General features: G+C 50.3%; 17 protein-coding genes. 14 read left to right on the forward strand and 3 right to left on the reverse strand.

Annotated elements, in window-relative coordinates; translation table 11 throughout:
* The 10 genes from P1U47_RS17000 to P1U47_RS17045 form a co-directional block, all read left to right on the forward strand.
* A partial coding sequence (locus tag P1U47_RS17000) for a hypothetical protein (protein ID WP_301030403.1) occupies positions 1–185 on the forward strand: 185 nt, incomplete at its 5' end.
* Positions 186–617: 432 nt separating this feature from the next.
* Positions 618–1,502, forward strand: coding sequence for a glucose-1-phosphate thymidylyltransferase RfbA (gene rfbA / locus P1U47_RS17005; RefSeq protein WP_301030405.1), 885 nt, complete (start codon positions 618–620; stop codon positions 1,500–1,502).
* Positions 1,499–2,038, forward strand: a complete 540-nt coding sequence (gene rfbC / locus P1U47_RS17010) for a dTDP-4-dehydrorhamnose 3,5-epimerase (protein ID WP_301030407.1) — start codon at positions 1,499–1,501, stop codon at positions 2,036–2,038. The genes rfbA and rfbC overlap by 4 nt, the downstream gene beginning before the upstream one ends.
* Positions 2,035–2,931, forward strand: a complete 897-nt coding sequence (gene rfbD / locus P1U47_RS17015; protein ID WP_301030409.1) for a dTDP-4-dehydrorhamnose reductase — start codon at positions 2,035–2,037, stop codon at positions 2,929–2,931. The genes rfbC and rfbD overlap by 4 nt, the downstream gene beginning before the upstream one ends.
* An 88-nt stretch (positions 2,932–3,019) precedes the next feature.
* Positions 3,020–3,826: a glycosyltransferase family 2 protein gene (locus tag P1U47_RS17020; protein WP_301030410.1), complete on the forward strand. Its 807-nt coding sequence runs from the start codon at positions 3,020–3,022 to the stop codon at positions 3,824–3,826.
* Between the two features lie 82 nt (positions 3,827–3,908).
* Entirely contained in the window at positions 3,909–4,664 is a 756-nt protein-coding gene (locus P1U47_RS17025; RefSeq protein ID WP_301030412.1) for a DUF4422 domain-containing protein, read from the forward strand.
* Positions 4,665–4,728: 64 nt separating this feature from the next.
* Positions 4,729–5,670, forward strand: a complete 942-nt coding sequence (locus P1U47_RS17030; RefSeq protein WP_301030414.1) for a glycosyltransferase — start codon at positions 4,729–4,731, stop codon at positions 5,668–5,670.
* Between the two features lie 80 nt (positions 5,671–5,750).
* Positions 5,751–6,158, forward strand: a complete 408-nt coding sequence (locus P1U47_RS17035) for an FdtA/QdtA family cupin domain-containing protein (RefSeq protein ID WP_301030415.1) — start codon at positions 5,751–5,753, stop codon at positions 6,156–6,158.
* Positions 6,146–6,685: a GNAT family N-acetyltransferase gene (locus tag P1U47_RS17040; RefSeq protein WP_301030416.1), complete on the forward strand. Its 540-nt coding sequence runs from the start codon at positions 6,146–6,148 to the stop codon at positions 6,683–6,685. The genes P1U47_RS17035 and P1U47_RS17040 overlap by 13 nt, the downstream gene beginning before the upstream one ends.
* 75 nt (positions 6,686–6,760) lie before the next feature.
* Positions 6,761–7,861, forward strand: a complete 1,101-nt coding sequence (locus tag P1U47_RS17045) for a DegT/DnrJ/EryC1/StrS aminotransferase family protein (RefSeq protein WP_301030418.1) — start codon at positions 6,761–6,763, stop codon at positions 7,859–7,861.
* Positions 7,862–7,886: 25 nt separating this feature from the next.
* Here P1U47_RS17045 and P1U47_RS17050 read toward each other — a convergent pair whose 3' ends face one another.
* From P1U47_RS17050 to glf, 3 genes are read right to left on the reverse strand one after another with little or no spacing between them, the layout of a single operon-like run.
* On the reverse strand, positions 7,887–8,660 hold the full coding sequence (locus tag P1U47_RS17050; protein WP_301030420.1) for a DUF4422 domain-containing protein: 774 nt from the start codon (positions 8,658–8,660) through the stop codon (positions 7,887–7,889).
* Positions 8,660–9,658, reverse strand: coding sequence for a hypothetical protein (locus P1U47_RS17055; RefSeq protein WP_301030422.1), 999 nt, complete (start codon positions 9,656–9,658; stop codon positions 8,660–8,662). Before P1U47_RS17055 ends, P1U47_RS17050 begins: the two co-directional genes overlap by 1 nt.
* Positions 9,659–9,697: 39 nt before the next feature.
* Positions 9,698–10,792: a UDP-galactopyranose mutase gene (glf, locus tag P1U47_RS17060; protein WP_301030424.1), complete on the reverse strand. Its 1,095-nt coding sequence runs from the start codon at positions 10,790–10,792 to the stop codon at positions 9,698–9,700.
* A gap of 599 nt (positions 10,793–11,391) precedes the next feature.
* Here glf and P1U47_RS17065 point away from each other — a divergent pair.
* The 4 genes from P1U47_RS17065 to P1U47_RS17080 all read left to right on the forward strand — a co-directional run bounded on the left by P1U47_RS17065 (position 11,392) and on the right by P1U47_RS17080 (position 17,281).
* Entirely contained in the window at positions 11,392–12,423 is a 1,032-nt protein-coding gene (locus tag P1U47_RS17065) for a hypothetical protein (RefSeq protein WP_301030426.1), read from the forward strand.
* Positions 12,424–12,592: 169 nt separating this feature from the next.
* Entirely contained in the window at positions 12,593–14,086 is a 1,494-nt protein-coding gene (locus P1U47_RS17070; RefSeq protein WP_301030428.1) for a SulP family inorganic anion transporter, read from the forward strand.
* Complete coding sequence (locus P1U47_RS17075) at positions 14,086–14,937, forward strand: universal stress protein (RefSeq protein WP_301030429.1); 852 nt, start codon at positions 14,086–14,088, stop codon at positions 14,935–14,937. The genes P1U47_RS17070 and P1U47_RS17075 overlap by 1 nt, the downstream gene beginning before the upstream one ends.
* A 322-nt stretch (positions 14,938–15,259) precedes the next feature.
* Entirely contained in the window at positions 15,260–17,281 is a 2,022-nt protein-coding gene (locus P1U47_RS17080; protein ID WP_301030431.1) for an acyltransferase family protein, read from the forward strand.
* Positions 17,282–17,323: the final 42 nt, after the last annotated feature.

A 17,323-nucleotide genomic window follows, 5' to 3' on the forward strand; every position in this document is an offset into this window, starting at 1 on the left:
GGGGGATTATAAATTGGACCGGATTGGTGATGGCTAATTTTTTAGTCATTCTGAATTTGCAGCGTAGTCATTCTGAACTTGATTCAGAATCTGGTGCTACGGAGCTGGCTGGGTGCCGCCCGCTGAGATACCGGATCAAGTCCGGTATGACGCATTTTTTTACGTCCGGTATGACGGTTTTGTAGCCGCCGGTATGACGGCTTTACCGCCTACGGTATGACGCATTTTTTAAGTTTGGTAGGGCGGCGATGTTTTTGAAGTCATTCTGAACTTGATTCAGAATCTGGTGCTATGAAGCTGGTTGGGTGCCGCCCGCTGAGATACCGGATCAAGTCCGGTATGACGCATTTTTTTACGTCCGGTATGACGGTTTTGTAGCCGCCGGTATGACGGCTTTACCGCCTACGGTATGACGCATTTTTTAAGTTTGGTAGGGCGGCGATGTTTTTGAAGTCATTCTGAACTTGATTCAGAATCTGGTGCTACGTAGCTGGTTTGGTGCCGCCCAATGAGATACCGGATCAAGTCCGGTATGACAGTTTTTAAATGCTCGGTATGACGACTAGGTTTTAATTGTACGCTTGGCGCGCCACAGCGCAGCCGCTAAAGGAATCACCATGAGTAAGAAATACAAAGGCATTATCCTCGCCGGCGGTTCGGGCACGCGCTTGCACCCAATTACCATGGGTTGCTCTAAGCAGTTATTGCCGATCTACGATAAACCGATGATTTACTATCCGCTGTCGGTGCTGATGCTGTCGGGCATTAAAGACATACTCGTTATCTCTACCCCCACTGATTTACCCGGTTTCCAGCGCTTATTAGGTGATGGCAGTCAATTTGGCACTAACATCAGCTACGCCGAGCAGCCGAGCCCAGATGGTTTGGCCCAAGCCTTTACCATTGGCGCCGATTTTATTGGCAATGACAATGTTAGCCTCGTGCTGGGCGATAATATCTTTTACGGCCAGCACTTCTCCGACAATCTCAAAAGCGCGATTGCCAAAGAGACTGGTGCCACGGTGTTTGGTTACCATGTCACCGACCCAGAGCGCTTTGGGGTGGTGGAGTTTGGCGAGGATGGCAAGGCGATCAGTATTGAAGAAAAGCCAGCCAAGCCAAAATCGCCCTATGCGGTTACCGGCCTGTATTTTTACGACAACGACGTGGTAGACATTGCCCGTAACATCAAGCCCTCTGCGAGGGGCGAGTTGGAAATCACCGATGTAAACCTCGCCTACCTCAAGCGCGGCGACCTTAATGTTGAAGTGCTGGGCCGTGGCTTTGCTTGGTTAGATACCGGCACCCACGACTCCTTAATCGACGCCGGTCAGTTTGTGCAAACGGTGGAGCACCGCCAGGGCCTCAAAGTCGCCTGTCTAGAAGAAATTGCCTATCGTCAGGGCTGGATTAGCACCGAACAATTATTACAGCAGGGCGAAGCCCTTAAAAAGACCGGCTATGGCGAGTATTTATTGCGTGTTGCCGCGGGGTATAAATGAAACTGATTCCCACCAAACTTAAAGACTGCGTGATTATTGAACCCAAAGTATTTGGTGATCATCGCGGTTTCTTTTTAGAAACCTTTCAGGCCGAGCGTTACCGAGACATGGCCGGCATTAGCCTGCCTTTTGTGCAAGACAATCACTCGCGCTCTGCCAAGGGCGTGTTGCGCGGTCTGCACTTTCAAAAGACCAAACCGCAAGGCAAATTGGTGCGGGTGGTCAGTGGTGAGGTATTTGATGTGGCCGTGGATATTCGTCCCAGCTCGCCCAGCTTTGGATTGTGGGAGGGGGTGGTTCTTTCGGAAGAAAATAAACGCCAATTCTGGGTGCCGCCAGGCTTCGCCCACGGCTTTGTGGTGCTCAGCGACACCGCTGACTTCGAGTACAAATGCACTGACTATTACGACCCCAGCGATGAAGGCTGCCTAATTTGGAATGATCCCGCGATGGCGATTGATTGGCCGCTGGCAAACCCCACCCTGTCTGCCAAAGACAGCGCCGCCCCCACTCTTGCCGAGCTATTTCAGCAATGAGTGAGCCGCATGCTATGCATTTGCTGGTGACCGGCGCCAATGGCCAGCTAGGCCAATGCTTGGCTGACCAGTTAAATGCGCAAAATATCGTCCACACCCTGCTGAGTCGCCAAGACGCCGACATCAACGACACTGTGGTCCTAGAAAAGCTTATTGCTGATAAAGGGATCACAGCGATCATTAATGCCGCTGCGTATACTGCGGTGGATAAAGCCGAGTCTGAACCGGAATTAGCGAAGCGGGTCAACGAAGATGGCCCACTAGCTCTGGCTAAGCTCTGCGCCCGATTTGATATTCCGCTACTGCACGTGTCGACCGATTATGTATTTGATGGCAATAAAACCACACCCTATGTGGAAGCCGATGCTGTTGGTCCAACGGGTGTGTACGGGCAGACCAAACTGGCTGGCGAGCAGGCGATTAGCCGCCACGCCACTAAATATATTATTATGCGCACCGCTTGGGTATTTAGTGAATACGGCAATAATTTCTTTAAAACGATGCTGCGTTTGGCTAAAGAGCGCGACACCCTTGGGGTGGTGGCTGACCAGTTTGGCTGCCCGACCTATGCCGGTGATATCGCCAAGGCCTTGATCGCCATTGCCAGCCAGTTGCACACCGGTACCGACAAGCAAACCGCGCGCTACGGCATATACCATTATGCTGGTGCCGAGGCGGTTAGCTGGCACGGCTTTGCCGAGGCGATTTTTGAGCAAGCGTACGCGCAGGGCATTATCGCGCGCCGGCCCACGGTAAATGCAATCGCCACCGCGGCCTATCCCACGCCGGCAAAGCGGCCGGCGTATTCGGTGTTAAGTTCGGCTAAGCTCGCACAAGATTACGGCGTGCAAGCCAGTGACTGGCGACTGGCACTCAAGGGCTTGTTGCGTTAAAGCGTATCGCTTGGAAGCGAGAAATTAACATTTTTGTGAAATGGTTTGCGAAAATGTCGTAATGAATTAGGTGGAGTACAGGGCGAGCATGCAAGATCTTTTTAGTGAGATGACCTTGGTCACCATAACGTATAACAGTGCCGAGGTATTGCCTGCGCATATCGAATCTTTGCGTGATAGCGCGAAACATAAACTGCCGCGCTGGTTGATTGTCGACAACGCGAGTACTGACGGCAGCGAAGAGCTGCTTGCGCGTTACGGGCAAGATGTTGAATTAGTAAAGTCGCCGAAAAACCTTGGTTTTGGCAGCGCCTGTAATTTGGGTATTCACGCCAGCACTACCCGCTATGTAGTGGTTTTAAACCCCGATACTCAGCTAGACGAAGCCGAGTTGGAAAAACTGCTGGCCGAACTGAAAAAACACGGCGCGGCTATTGCTGGCCCCGCGCTAGAGCCAACGACGGATAAACGCGTTGAAGCGACCGATTGGCTCGTCGGCGCGGTATTGCTATTCGATACCGAGTTGATGAACGCAGTTGGTTATTTTGACGAGCAATTCTTTCTGTATGAAGAAGACGTCGATATTTGTAAGCGCGCCAATGACGCTGGTCTAAAAGTAATCCACTGCCGTAATGTGAGTATTCCCCATGTTGGTGGTGGCTCAACGGTGCGCAATAAAGCGGTAAACGAATTTATTCATTTTCACAAAGGGCGATCTTTTGTGTTGTACGCCCGTAAACATGGCTCGCCGGCTAGTGTCGTTGAAAAATACGTTGGCGATAATCGCCGCCGCAAATTCATTGCTTTGTTGACGTTTGGCCGCAACCGCTATTTGCGCGCTCGCGCCAAGCTTGAAGGCGTTGCGTCGGTTTTGGCGCCCGGTGAAACGTCCTGAGTGGATAGCCTAATTGTTGAGAATGATTTGTGGTAGTGCTTCAGTGGCTCGTGATCATAACGGTCTAATGCGTGGTGTACACATGAAAATATATATTGCCACTCACAAAGATTTTGTCAGTGAGGTGCCTGAAATCTACGAGCCTATTCTCGTGGGTAGTGATATTAATCAGTCGAGCTCACCAATTAAAAAAGATAATATTGGCGACAATATTTCGTCTAAAAATCCGTACTACTGTGAGCTAACCGCGCTGTATTGGATGTGGAAAAACGAAACGGCAGATATTCAGGGCCTAGTGCACTATCGGCGATTTTTTTCTGGTATTGATGTGCGCGGCAGTCTTTTTGGCTTGCTGACTAAAAGCGAAATACTGCATTACCTCGAAAATCATGATGTGATTCTCATCAGGCCCTATCAGTTTAAAGAGCGCAGTGTTGGTGAGCAGTATAAGGCTTTTCATCTTGATAAAGATTTGCAGGCTATGAAACAACTCATAAATACTCGCTGCCCTGATTATAGCGCGGCCTTTGACCAGGTTATGCAGGGCAATAAATTGATTCGTTACAATATGTTTGTCGCTCGAAAGCCCTTGGTGCAGGATTATTGCAGCTGGCTTTTCCCCCTGCTGTTTGAACTTGAAGAAAGCATTGATCCGGCATCTTACGACGCTTATCAAAAGCGGGTTTTTGGCTTCTTGGCCGAGCGCTTATTTACGGTTTGGCTAATGAAAAACAAGCCAAAAACAAAATATTTGCCGGTGCGTAATATTGGTCGCCGCGGGCGTAGTTATTCCTTGCGTTTATGGCTGGCGGCAGTGCTGCGTCGGATTGCCGCGTGAGCGTTTTAATTTTGCTTGGTAGCGGTGGTTTACGAAATAGCGCTTTGCCTAAGACGGCCGCGTTATGAATAACGAAATGGTGTCGGTCACTTTTTTGGTGCTGTGTTATAACCAAGCAGAATTCATTGACGAATGTGTGAAGGGCGCACTCGCGCAGGATTATCCCGTGGCGGAATTTGTTTTCTCAGATGACGCCTCCAGCGATGGAACCTACCAAAAACTATGCTCCGCAGTTGCGCGCTATGGTCACGATAGGCCGGTGACTGTTAGGCGAAATCCAGTAAACATGGGTTTGATCCCGCATTTTAACCTAATGATGTCGATGGCTCAGGGCGAGCTGGTGGTATTGGCCGCTGGCGATGATATTTCGTTTCCCGAGCGGGTTTCGACCCTCGTTGCGCGTTATCTTTCCGCAGGAAAGCCTGCACTATTGTGTTCCAATGTTGCGGCGATAGACCATGCGGGGCATGCGGCCAATTACGAGCCGCCTGGGGGTGAATTTTGCGCAGCGCTGAGCGTTCGCGAAGCGGCATTGTCGAAATTTATCTATTTGGGGGCCTCGGGTGCATTGTCGCGGTCGTTATGGGCGAATTATGGCGACATTCACTACGCGCATGCATATGAAGACTTGGTACTCGGTTTTCGAGCGCTATTGGATAATAGTTTGGAGTTTATTGACCAGCCTTTGCTGTATTATCGCCTTGGCGTCGGCATATCGACATTACCAGACCCGCTGGGCGCCGATCGGCAGGAGTTAATCGCCGGTCGCTTAAAAGAAATCCGGCTTCGGCATGATGTTTTAGCCCAGCGGTTAAGGGATGTTCGGCACTCCAATCAGCGTTTGCCCGCTGTTGTAGGGCTATTAAATAAGCGTGTTACACGCTTGGCGGTTCGGGTAAATTTTTATAGCGCGCGCTGGAAGTTGTTTTTCGATCTGTTTCGGCGGCCTGCGGCATTTTGGTCTGGAATTAAACGAGAATTTCGTTATCTTCGGGACCTTACTTAATATTGTTACGGAAGTAACCGCGGCAGGTGTCTTTTTAGGTGACTTGAGACGGTCCGTTAAATGATTTTTCAGGAGGAAGCTTGAGTCTAATTGAGCTAATTGAACTACCTGCCAACGGCGATAGCCGTGGGCAATTAGTTGCCCTTGAGTCTGGGAAGAATGTGCCCTTTGAATTCAAGCGAGTCTACTATATTTTTGATACCGCGCAGGGCGTTGCGCGTGGCTTTCACGCCCACAAAAATCTGAAGCAAGTATTGGTGTGCGTCAGCGGTAGCTGTCGTGTGATTTTAGATGACGGCGCTAGCCGCCAAGAAGTGTGGTTAGATAAGCCAACACAGGGTTTGCTCGTGTGCGATATGGTGTGGCGCGAGCTGCACGATTTGAGTGAAGGTTGTGTGCTGCTGGTGTTGGCAGACCAATATTACTATGAAAATGACTATATTCGAGATTACGACGAGTTTTTGGGGCAGTTAGCGTGGAAGTCGTAACAAGTCGTAGTATCTATCTGCGCTTAGTAGAAATTGAGGACGCCGCGTTTATTCATTCGCTACGGATCGATCCGCGTTATAATCGCCACTTGTCGGCGGTGCATGGCGGGGTTGAGGTTCAGGAGGCGTGGCTAACAGCGTATAAGCAACGTGAGGCGGCTGGCCGCGAGTATTATTTTATTATTTGCCGTCGTCGTGACGATATGGCCATTGGCACAATACGCATGTACGACTTTATCGGTGACCGAGATTCATTTGGGCTTGGCAGTTGGATTTTGACAGAAAATAAGACCGCTTCCGCTGCATTGGAAAGCGCGAGCTTGGCCTATCGCTACGGATTTCAGGTGTTGGGTTTTCGCGCTTGCCATCTGGACGTGCGCAAAGAAAACACCAAGGTGAATAGCTTTCATCACAAGTTTGGGGTGATCACCACGGGTGAAGATGCGCTGAATTATTATTATTCAATGACGCCCGCGACCTTTAAGAAATTTGCCGAATCGAATAAACGGTTTTTGACGGCCAACTAAGCCATTTCCAAAATCTATTACATAGCCTTTAGTTAGCGCAGAGTCTCGTTGTGAAACTTTGTTTGGAGATTTCTGGTGGTTCCATTTTTTAATTTACACGCCATAAACCAACAATACCGCCAAGAAATATTGGCGGCGATGGCGCGGGTTGTCGATTCGGGTTGGTATATTCGCGGCGAGGAACTCTCGGCCTTTGAGGCTGAGTTTGCCACCTACTGCGGCAATCGCTTTGCGGTAGGGGTAGGCAGTGGTTTAGACGCCTTAAGCTTGACCTTAAGGGCGTGGATTGAGCTGGGCAAACTTAAGGCCGGCGACGAAGTGTTGGTGCCCGCCAATACCTATATAGCCACAATTTTAGCGGTGTTAAATAATGGCCTGCGGCCGGTCTTCATTGAGCCAGATGCCAAGTGGTTTAATTTATGCCCGCGCAATACCGCCAAAGCGATTACGGATCGCAGTCGGGTTATTTTGCCGGTGCATTTGTACGGGCAATTGGCCGATATGACGGCGATTAATCAGTTGGCAGAACAGCACAATTTACTGGTGCTAGAAGACGCCGCGCAAGCGCACGGAGCGGTAGCCGCAGGGCGGCGAGCGGGAAGCTTGGGTCACGCTGCCGCGTTTAGCTTTTATCCGAGTAAAAACCTTGGCGCCCTTGGCGACGGTGGCGCGGTGGTAACCGCAGACCAGGAGCTTGCCGAGACGGTTCGCCTACTGGGTAATTACGGCAGCGCGCAAAAATATGAAAATACCTTAAAGGGCGTAAACAGCCGCCTTGATGAGTTACAGGCAGCGGTGTTGCGCGTGAAGTTGCGTTTTCTGGATGCGGAAACCCAGCGCCGCCAAGCGCTGGCTAGGCAGTATCGCGATCTTATTCGGCACCCCGATATTGCTCTGCCGAGCTTTAAGGATGATGGCTCGCATGTATTTCATTTATATGTTGTGCATACGGCGCGCCGCGATGCTTTACAGGCCTACTTTGCAGAAAATGGCGTGGAAACTTTAATCCACTACCCCATTGCGCCGCATAAACAAGAAGCGCTTAGCGAATGGAATGCCATGTCGCTGCCGCTAACCGAACGCCTGAGTCATACCGCACTGAGCCTGCCGCTGGGACCGGCGATGAGCGATGCGCAATTGGCTGAGGTGGTGCAGCTCTGTAATGACTGGGGCTAAGCTCGCGCTCTGCGGTGGCGCAATACTACTTGCTAAAATAGCGGCGCCACAGCTGTAGTCGCCGCTTAAGTGATATTGGCGATCGTTTTTTGTCGATGCGATGTACCCGCGAGGTGAGGCAGCGGAGCTGGTTTTTTTGCAGCCAAACATTGAACAGGCGCTCGGCGATAAAACCGTAGATTCTGCTCTGATAGTTGTCGTAGCTGGAAATATCGCAGCGCTCTTCTAGTTCAAATAAAATCGGAAACAACCAGCTGCAGTAATTGTCGACGAGGGGCTTCTTGGCAACAAACATATTGAAGCCAGAAAAACTGTAACTGGCCATTACGGCGTCAAAATCACTCAAGTACTCTGGGCACTGCCGCGCAATTACCGCTCTACATTGATCTAGGTCTTGAATGTGGTGGGCGTCGCGATATTGCTCATATACGGTTTTACTGTCGTGTACTGACGGATTGGCAATAATAATATCGAAATTATCTAGAAACTTGTGGACCTCTTTTTCGGACAACAAGTTTGGCGTTAGGCCGCCGCGGCCACTGCTCAGGCCACTAAAAAGCCGGCGGTAATGCACAAGGCCGGTAATCGCGGCACTGTCGTTTTTCCATATCCAATACAGTGCTGTTAGCTCGCAAAAACTGGGATTGCGGTCTGCAATTTGCTCGCCACTATTATCTCTGAGCATCGCCCCCGCAGCGTTATTTACATTGCTGCCGACCAATATTGGCGTGTAAATATCAGGCAGTTTGGCCGTAAAATCTTTGTGGGTGGCTATGAAGATGCGCACAGGGCTATTCATTAGTTAGTTTCCGCCAAGGGCTGTAGAGAAAGGCTAGATAAATCGATGCCAAATTGGGTTTTTATCCGAGTGCGGATGTCATCAGCTTGGTACTGCTGTTTGCCGCTGCCCTGATCGACCCAAATAGCGTGGCCAGAGTGGCCTTGGAATCCGTGTTGATACCAGTTAGAGCGCTGGTTGATGTTGATCTGCTGGGGCAGTGACTCTTCCGGCAGCGGGTCGGCGATCCTATAGCCTAATTTAACCGCATTATAAAACCAGAGGGCCGCGACATCGGCGCGGCGATAATAATTGCCGAATAGGCAGCCGCTTTTGCGGCTTATCTCGCGGCATAGCGCAACATCAAGCATGCAGCACCATTCGTTGATGCGACAGGCGAAATGTCCCTCGTCGGCGCTGAAACTAGCTGCTTTATCCGCTGATGGGGCGGTCATTGGCCAGTGCGGCGAGGGGCGGTAGCCGTCCATAATACGCTTGGGGTTGCAGCTGGTGGCGTGGCCGCAGCGCCAGCACTGGCCTAGATCACCAACGGCAGCGGTATTGGGCTTGGCATTAATCGCTTGCAAGTATAAGCCGACGATATCGCGCCGAAACTCGACATCGTCATGAATAATGAACAGAAACTTCTTGTCGGTATTGTCGATGGCATACTGATAGCGCACATCGTCTTTGTTGTGGGTGCTGCTGTTGTAAAAGCGGTGAACTTTACTGATAAAAAACCACAGCCCCATGTATTTGGGGCGGTATTTCGCTAAGTAGATTTGCTTGACGCCCGCGGGCTTGGAATTAGACCTGAGGTGGATCTTCCACGGTTTAAAATACGCCCGTATGGTCTCGTTTTGGTAGTAGGCGAGTGTTGCGTCGCCTGAACAGTCGTCGTTGATATACACGGTGTCGATGCGGTCGCCAGCCACCGCTTTTAAGGTCATTAAGGTATAGAGCAATGACTCTGGCTTTTTGTAAGACTGCACTGCAACGTCGACTTTTGCGAATTCCATTTTGTCGCCTTATAAAAAATTCATTGTGGACTATTCGCCTTAGCTCATGGATTGCAGGTCTTTTAGCGCGGAGCCGATAATCTGGTGCATATCGTAGTAGCGGTACTCGGCGAGGCGCCCGCCAAAAATGACCTTAGTGTCGGCCTTGGCCAGCGCGCGATAACGTCGGTAAAGACTGTCGTTAAGCTCATTGTTGATTGGGTAGTAGGGTTCCATGCCCTCCTGCCACTCAGCGGGGTATTCCCTAGTAATAATAGAGTGGGGGGTGTCCACGGGGTCGAAATGCTTGTGCTCAATGATGCGAGTATAGGGCACGTCGCGCGCCGTGTAATTGACCACAGCATTGCCTTGAACATTGGGAATTTCATGGCGCTCAGATTCAAAGCGCAGGCTTCGGTACTCTAGCTTGCCAAATTGATAAGAGAAATATTGGTCGATTGGCCCAGTGTAAATAATGTGCTTAGCAAGGCTGCGATACTCCGCCTGCTTTGTAAAGAAATCGGTGTTGCAGCGCACCTCGATGCCGGTCAGCATTTTTTCAATGATCTGCGTGTAGCCGCCAATGGGTATGCCTTGAAATTGGTCGTTAAAATAGTTGTTGTCGTAGGTGAAGCGCACCGGCAGCCGTTTGATGATAAAAGCAGGTAGCTCAGTGGCCGAGCGACCCCATTGCTTTTCGGTATAGCCTTTAACCAGTTTTTCGTAAATATCGCGGCCCACAAGGCTAATAGCTTGTTCTTCTAGATTGCCCGGCTCCCGACCGTCGAGTTCTTGGCGCTGCGCAGCGATCTTCGCTTGGGCTTCGGCTGGGGTGCGGCTGCCCCAAAGCTGATAAAAGGTGTTCATATTAAAGGGCAGGTTGTATATTTTGCCCTGATAATTAGCGACCGGCGAGTTGGTGTAGCGGTTGAAATCGGCAAATTGATTGATGTAATCCCAAATCTCGCGGCTATTGGTGTGGAATATATGCGCGCCATAGCGGTGAACTTGAATGCCATCGACATTTTCGGTGTAAATATTGCCACCAATATGATCGCGTTTTTCGATGACCAGCACGCGTTTGCCGCGTTTTTTAAGTTCGTGAGCGCAGGTTGATCCGTAAAGGCCGCTGCCTACAATAAGGTAATCGTACATTGCTGGTTACTCGCGGTCGTATAGTCGTTGGCTTGCATTGCATGCCCAAAATTAGAGCGCGTAATATAGCATTTCACTGCTTCAGTCTGCAGGTGTTTCTTAAAGCTAGCGCCGAGTCGGTGTGAGCACGGAAAACCGCGTATAATACCGCCTGCTCGGCAAGCTCGTTAGCGGCCTAGGGCCGCGTGCGTTGGGGTGGCAGGCATTGGCTCTTGGGGCCTACAATAAAACACTGCCATTAGTGCAAGGCCTTACATCATGGTGTTTAATCAAGGTGTACACCTATCACAACTCGGCATGGCAGCGACGGTATGCGCTGCCGCCATTGCGTCGCTGGACTCAGCGCCAGCGGATGAACATAGCGTTGCTAGAACTGGCTGGCATACTTACTTGGTGCAGTACTGGTGGTTGATACAGAGAAAGTGAGTATGGCCTGCCATATTGATGAGTATTTGTTCCCGCGTATTGAGACTTTATTTTCGTAATAGCGACTGCTAAGAGCGGATCGCAATGGTAATTATTGGTTTGGTGAAACAGGTCGGAGCTGACGCTAAGGTAAAAAGTGCAGAGCCTGCTTTGGTGCGCTAGGAGGAGTTTGCGTGAAAATCCTATTTACTTTAGGTGTTTATCAAAAGGATCGCCCCGAGCGCTGGGCTTCAAAACACAGTGTTTTTGCGGGCTTGTCAAACTCGCTCGCCAAGCTTGGCCATGACATTTTTTTTTACTGTAATAAAAAGTCCGTTAAACCTCGATTTATTACTGCAAATGATCGCTATTATTTTGAAGGCGAAGCGAGCTTGGCAGAGGTCGTAACAAAGCATGATATTCGCTGTGTGGTTATTTGGGGCGGGCGCACCGCGGCGGATGACCGCGTGAGATCGGAATGCCCCGCCGATACCAAGTTTGTTTACGCGGAGGCCGGTTGGTTTCCGCAATCGCGAACCTGCTATTTCAGTGATTTTGGCACTAATGCAAGTGCTCGATTTGTAATGGAAGGGCTGGTGCCGCATCAGTTCGATAAACCCAAATTTATGCGCGCTAGACGAAAAATTTTGCTGTCGTCTATTGGGTTTTTGAATTACGTAAAGTTGGGGGAGTTTTTCCAAACCAAAAAATTCGATTCCTCAAAGCCAATATTTGTCCCCTTACAAGATGAGGCAGACACCAATATAGTGTTGTCGTCGCCAGTGGAAAAAATGGCCGATTTCATTAATACGCTGGTTGCACGCTATCCAACTGTCCAGTTTGTGGTTCGCCCCCATCCGCGAGCGAGCTATACCGATTTACCGTTACACGCCAATGTGAGCTACCAAAGCGCCCAAATTAGCCCGTATACCCATTTTGCAGAATACGGTGGCGTTGTTGGTATCAATTCCACCATGCTGCTTCAATATGCCTTGCTTGGCGTGCCTGTTGCGGGAGTAGGGCAGGGGATTGCGACTGGCAGCGGCGCGTATTTTGACCTGCCTTACGATCAGTTGCCCGAGCAGCTAGATGAAATAACGTATGACATAAATTCATCTGCGAAATTTTTTGATTATTTACTGCGAAATAAGCAGCTCGATGTGAAAAAGTTACGAAATGCAAAATACGTGAGTAAATCGTATTTGATGCGTAATTTTAGCATCTAAGGGTAAACCGCCAACCACGGCAGTTAAGTCCTTGCCGTTAGCTTTATTACTTAACAGTGGCTAGCGCTTGAGGGTTTGGCCATTGTTGGAGTGGCATTAATTATACAGTGTATAATGCCCGCTCTTTACGCAAGCTTGCTTGTGCTCTCCTATAAATTCTAGGTTAATTATGCTTTTGTTATCGAAGAAAGAAGACTGGCTGGGTAATGTCCGTGGAGACGTTCTCGCCGGTTTGGTTGTTGCTCTTGCCCTCATTCCTGAGGCTATTGCCTTTTCTATTATTGCCGGCGTAGACCCTAAAATTGGCCTTTACGCCTCATTTTGTATTGCAGTGGTAACGGCAATTGTTGGCGGGCGGCCTGGTATGATCTCGGCGGCCACCGGTGCCATGGCCCTGTTGATGGTGACCTTGGTAAAAGATCACGGTTTACAGTATTTGCTGGCCGCGACCTTATTAACGGGGCTTTTTCAGATCGTTGCCGGCTATTTTAAGCTTGGCCAGCTAATGAGCTTTGTGTCGCGCTCGGTGGTCACCGGTTTTGTGAACGCCTTGGCTATACTCATTTTTATGGCGCAATTGCCTGAGCTAACCAATGTTACCTGGCATGTCTACGCGATGACCGCCGCGGGGCTTGGGGTGATTTATTTATTCCCGCTGCTGCCGGTGATTGGCAAGGTTATCCCTTCGCCGCTGGTTTGTATTCTGAGCTTGACCGCATTTAGCTTGTTGGTGGGGCTGGATATTCGCACCGTTGGCGATATGGGCGAACTGCCCGACACCCTACCCATTTTTCTGTGGCCAGAAGTGCCACTGAATATGGAAACCCTCGCCATTATCTTTCCATACTCAGCGGCCCTAGCGGTGGTTGGCTTGTTAGAGTCGTTGATGACGGCAACGATTGTTGACGATTTAACCGATACCGGCAGTGATAAAAATCGCGAGTGTAAGGGTCAGGGTGTCGCCAATATATTTTCTGGCTTACTCGGCGGTATGGCCGGTTGCGCCATGATTGGTCAGTCGGTCATTAACGTAAAATCCGGTGGTCGCGGCCGGCTGTCAACCATGGTTGCCGGGGTAATGTTATTGACCATGGTGGTGTTTTTAAGCGATCTGGTGTCGATCATCCCAATGGCGGCACTGGTTGCTGTTATGATCATGGTGTCGATTGGTACTTTTAATTGGGGCTCAGTGACCAATTTAAAATCTAATCCTCTGTCGAGTAATGTGGTGATGATTGCCACGGTTGCCGTGGTGGTATGGACGCACAACCTAGCCTTTGGGGTATTTGTTGGCGTGTTGTTGGCGGCATTGTTCTTTGCCAATAAAGTTAGCCACTTTATGTATGTAGATAGCCACTTGGATGGCGACAGTGGCGCGCGTCGTTACAGCGTGATTGGCCAAGTATTCTTTAACTCAGCCGACAAATTTACTGCCTTTTTCGACTTTAAAGAAGCCAATGAGAAAGTGATTATCGACCTGAGCCGCGCCCATTTTTGGGATGTATCGGCCGTGGCTGCGCTAGATAAAGTCGTATTGAAATTTCGGCGCGAAGGGGCCGATGTTGCATTAATTGGTTTGAATGAAGCCAGCGAAACCATCGTCGACCGCTTTGGGGTTCACGATAAGCCAGAAGAAATTGAAAAAGTTCTCGGAGGGCACTAATGAATAATAATTACATACTTGGCTGTATCGACGGCGCGAGTCTAACAACAGCCGTATGCGACTACACGGCTTGGCTGGCGGGTAAAACTGGCGCACCGGTAAAGTTACTGCACAACCTAGAACATCGTCCGCAGGCGCCACTTGCCGACCTCAGTGGCAGTATTGGCCTTGGCAGCCAAGAAGAGTTGCTACAAGAGCTGATTAACGTTGAGCAGCATCGCAGTCGGCTATTGCTGGAAAAGGGCAAATTAATGCTAGAAGCGGCCCGCCAGCGGGTAGCGGCCGGTGGGGTAAGTAATATCGAGACGTGGCAGCGCAACGGCAGCTTGCAAGAAACCCTGATCGAACACGAACAAGATATTCGTATTTTGGTGATGGGTGCCCGCGGTGAGGAGCACCGCGAAGGTCAGCTTGGCGCGCATCTCGAAACCGTTATCCGCTCGCTACATAAGCCGGTGTTGGTGGTAAATAAGGCCTTTTCAGCGCCGCAGAAAATCATGCTGGCCTACGACGGTGAAGAAGCATCGCGCAAGGCGCTCAATATGGTGGTGTCTAGTCCGGCGCTGCGCGATATTCATTGTCACCTCGTGTATGCCGGAGATGATGTCAGTGCAGAGAGCCTGCTCGCAGAAGCATCGGCTAATTTGACCCAAGGCGGGGTTGCCCATCAAATTGTGCATTTGCCAAAGGGGCGCAGCGAAGAGCAGCTATGCCAATATCAGGCTCAGCAAAATATCGATCTCACGGTAATGGGTGCTTATAGTCATCATCCCTTGCGCGGCATATTGCTTGGTAGTCTTACCGCCAAAATGCTACAGAAAACCCAGCAACCCTTACTGCTATTACGGTAATCCCTTCTTTGGTTCGGCGCGCGGTGGTCATTTTGGCCACCGCGCCTTGGCGCAGCTAACGCAAACAGCTTATTATTTTTGTGTCGTAGTGGCTGGCGGCGGCTTAACTGTGGCCTTTAAGTGTGATCTGTCTCTCATTTTGAGTTTGGTTTGGTTTTGTTTGTCTCCTATTATTGCGGCTCGTGAATTTATGCAAAGTTTGAGCGCAACATCGAGCCAAGGACTGCGGCCGATTAAACGCATACTGGAGCTGCGAATGTCCTTTCTTGAATGTTATCCACGCATAGCGCTTACGCCAATTTACATTAGTTAGGAACCATCATTGCACTATCGAGCTGATATTGACGGCCTGCGCGCGCTGGCCATTGTTCCCGTCATTCTTTTTCACGCTGGCGTGAACATTTTTTCGGGCGGGTATATTGGCGTCGATGTGTTCTTTGTTATTAGTGGCTACCTAATAACTCATATGATTCTTAGCGATATGGATAAGGGCAGTTTTAGCCTCGCGAATTTTTATGAGCGTCGCGCCCGCCGTATTTTACCTGCGCTGTTTTTAGTGGTATTCGCCTGTATTTTACCCGCCTGGTATTGGCTGGTGCCAATCGATATGAGCAGCTTTGCGAAAAGCCTCATTGCGGTGCCGAGCTTCCTCTCTAACATGCAATTCTGGCAAGAGAGCGGTTACTTTGAACGCAGCACCGAGCTTAAACCGCTGCTCCACACCTGGAGTTTGGGGGTGGAAGAGCAGTACTACCTGCTGTTTCCGTTGTTAATTTTAGGCTGTTGGCGGCTTGGTAAACGGCGCATAAATTTAATGCTGCTCGCCATGGCGATGGCCAGCCTATTGTTGTCGCGTTGGGCTGCCCACAAAGCACCAGAGGCCAATTTTTACCTTTTACCGATGCGCGCTTGGGAAATATTTAGCGGCGCGTTCATTGCCTTTTATTATAATCGGGGCGGCGTGCTAAAGGCCTCGCTTCGAGTGCGCCAGTGTTTGGGTGTTTTTGGTTTATTCATGCTGCTATTGGGTATGTTTATTTACGACCGCGACACGCGTTATCCCGGATTTTACGCCCTGTTGCCAGTGCTGGGCACGGTATTAATTATTTTATATTCTGCGCCGGGTACCTTGGTTTACCGGCTGCTTAGCGCCCGCGTTTTTGTTGGCATGGGGCTGCTAAGTTACGGGGCGTATTTGTGGCATCAACCGCTGTTTGCGTTTGCCCGCTATTATTATATTTTTCAGGGCGAGCCGCCGGTGTGGCTTATGGCGCTGCTGATGTTACTCTGCCTTGTTTTGGCTTATTTCTCGCGGCGTTTTATTGAAGAACCGTTTCGCAACAAAGCGCGGGTCAGTTCAAAAGCCTTTAGCGCCACGGCGATATTGGCGGCCCTTGTGCTAATGGGTGCGGGTGCATTTGGGCTTGCCGATAAGGGCAATATATTCCGCTTTGCCCCCGACCTGTTAAACACCGTTGACAGCGCCCGCAATAGTCGCAGCCCACTCGCAGAGACCTGCCGAACCGATGCCGGTGAGGAATATCATATTCCCCAAGCTGAATGTTGGTATGGCAGCGGCCAGAAAAAAATACTGATGTGGGGCGATAGTCACATTGACAATACCGCGCCGCAATTGGCAGATTACCTGCCCCAAGCGACGATCTACCACGCGGGCTATGCCTCGTGTCCGCCAGTTAAGGGCATCCATCGAATCGACATTGATTATTCCGACTGCGCGGCCTATACCGCCAAAGTGTGGCAGTGGGCAAAGACCCAAGACTTTGATGCTATTGTGCTTAGTGCACGCTGGCGAGTATTTGCAGAGGCGAGCAAATTTAATAATGGCGAGGGTGGAATAGAAGATTTTGTTGTTAATTTTGTCCCTGATACGCCATACGTCAATGAGCAGGAACGTAGGGCGGGCGTATTGGCCGCTTTTCAAACCTCAATTGCCGAGTTGGCCGATGAGTTTGCAGCGTTGCCAATATTTTTGGTGTATCAAATCCCCGAGGCCGGCGCAGACGTACCCGACCTATATTTGCGCGCAGCCTCGCGGGCGAGTGAAGCCATTATGTTAAGTACCAGTTACGAGGTTTACCAAGCGGCCAACCGCCTGTCGAGCGCCACCCTAAACAGTATAAATAAGCCGAATATTCACCGCATTTACCCAGATAAAGCACTTTGTAATACCGCCCTTGCCGGACGTTGCCTATTGGCACAGGGCAAAGACATTTTCTATTTAGACGACGATCACCTGTCGTACCAAGGCGCGGCCGTGGTCGCTAAATATTACGCCGAGATAATCGCGCCTAGCTTAGCGACGCGCGGCGCTGCAAAACCGTAAGCCGTGCCCGAGCGCAATACACTAACAGCGCAATGCACTAAC

Source organism: Zhongshania sp. (assembly GCF_029212375.1).
Taxonomy (GTDB): Bacteria; Pseudomonadota; Gammaproteobacteria; order Pseudomonadales; family Spongiibacteraceae; genus Spongiibacter.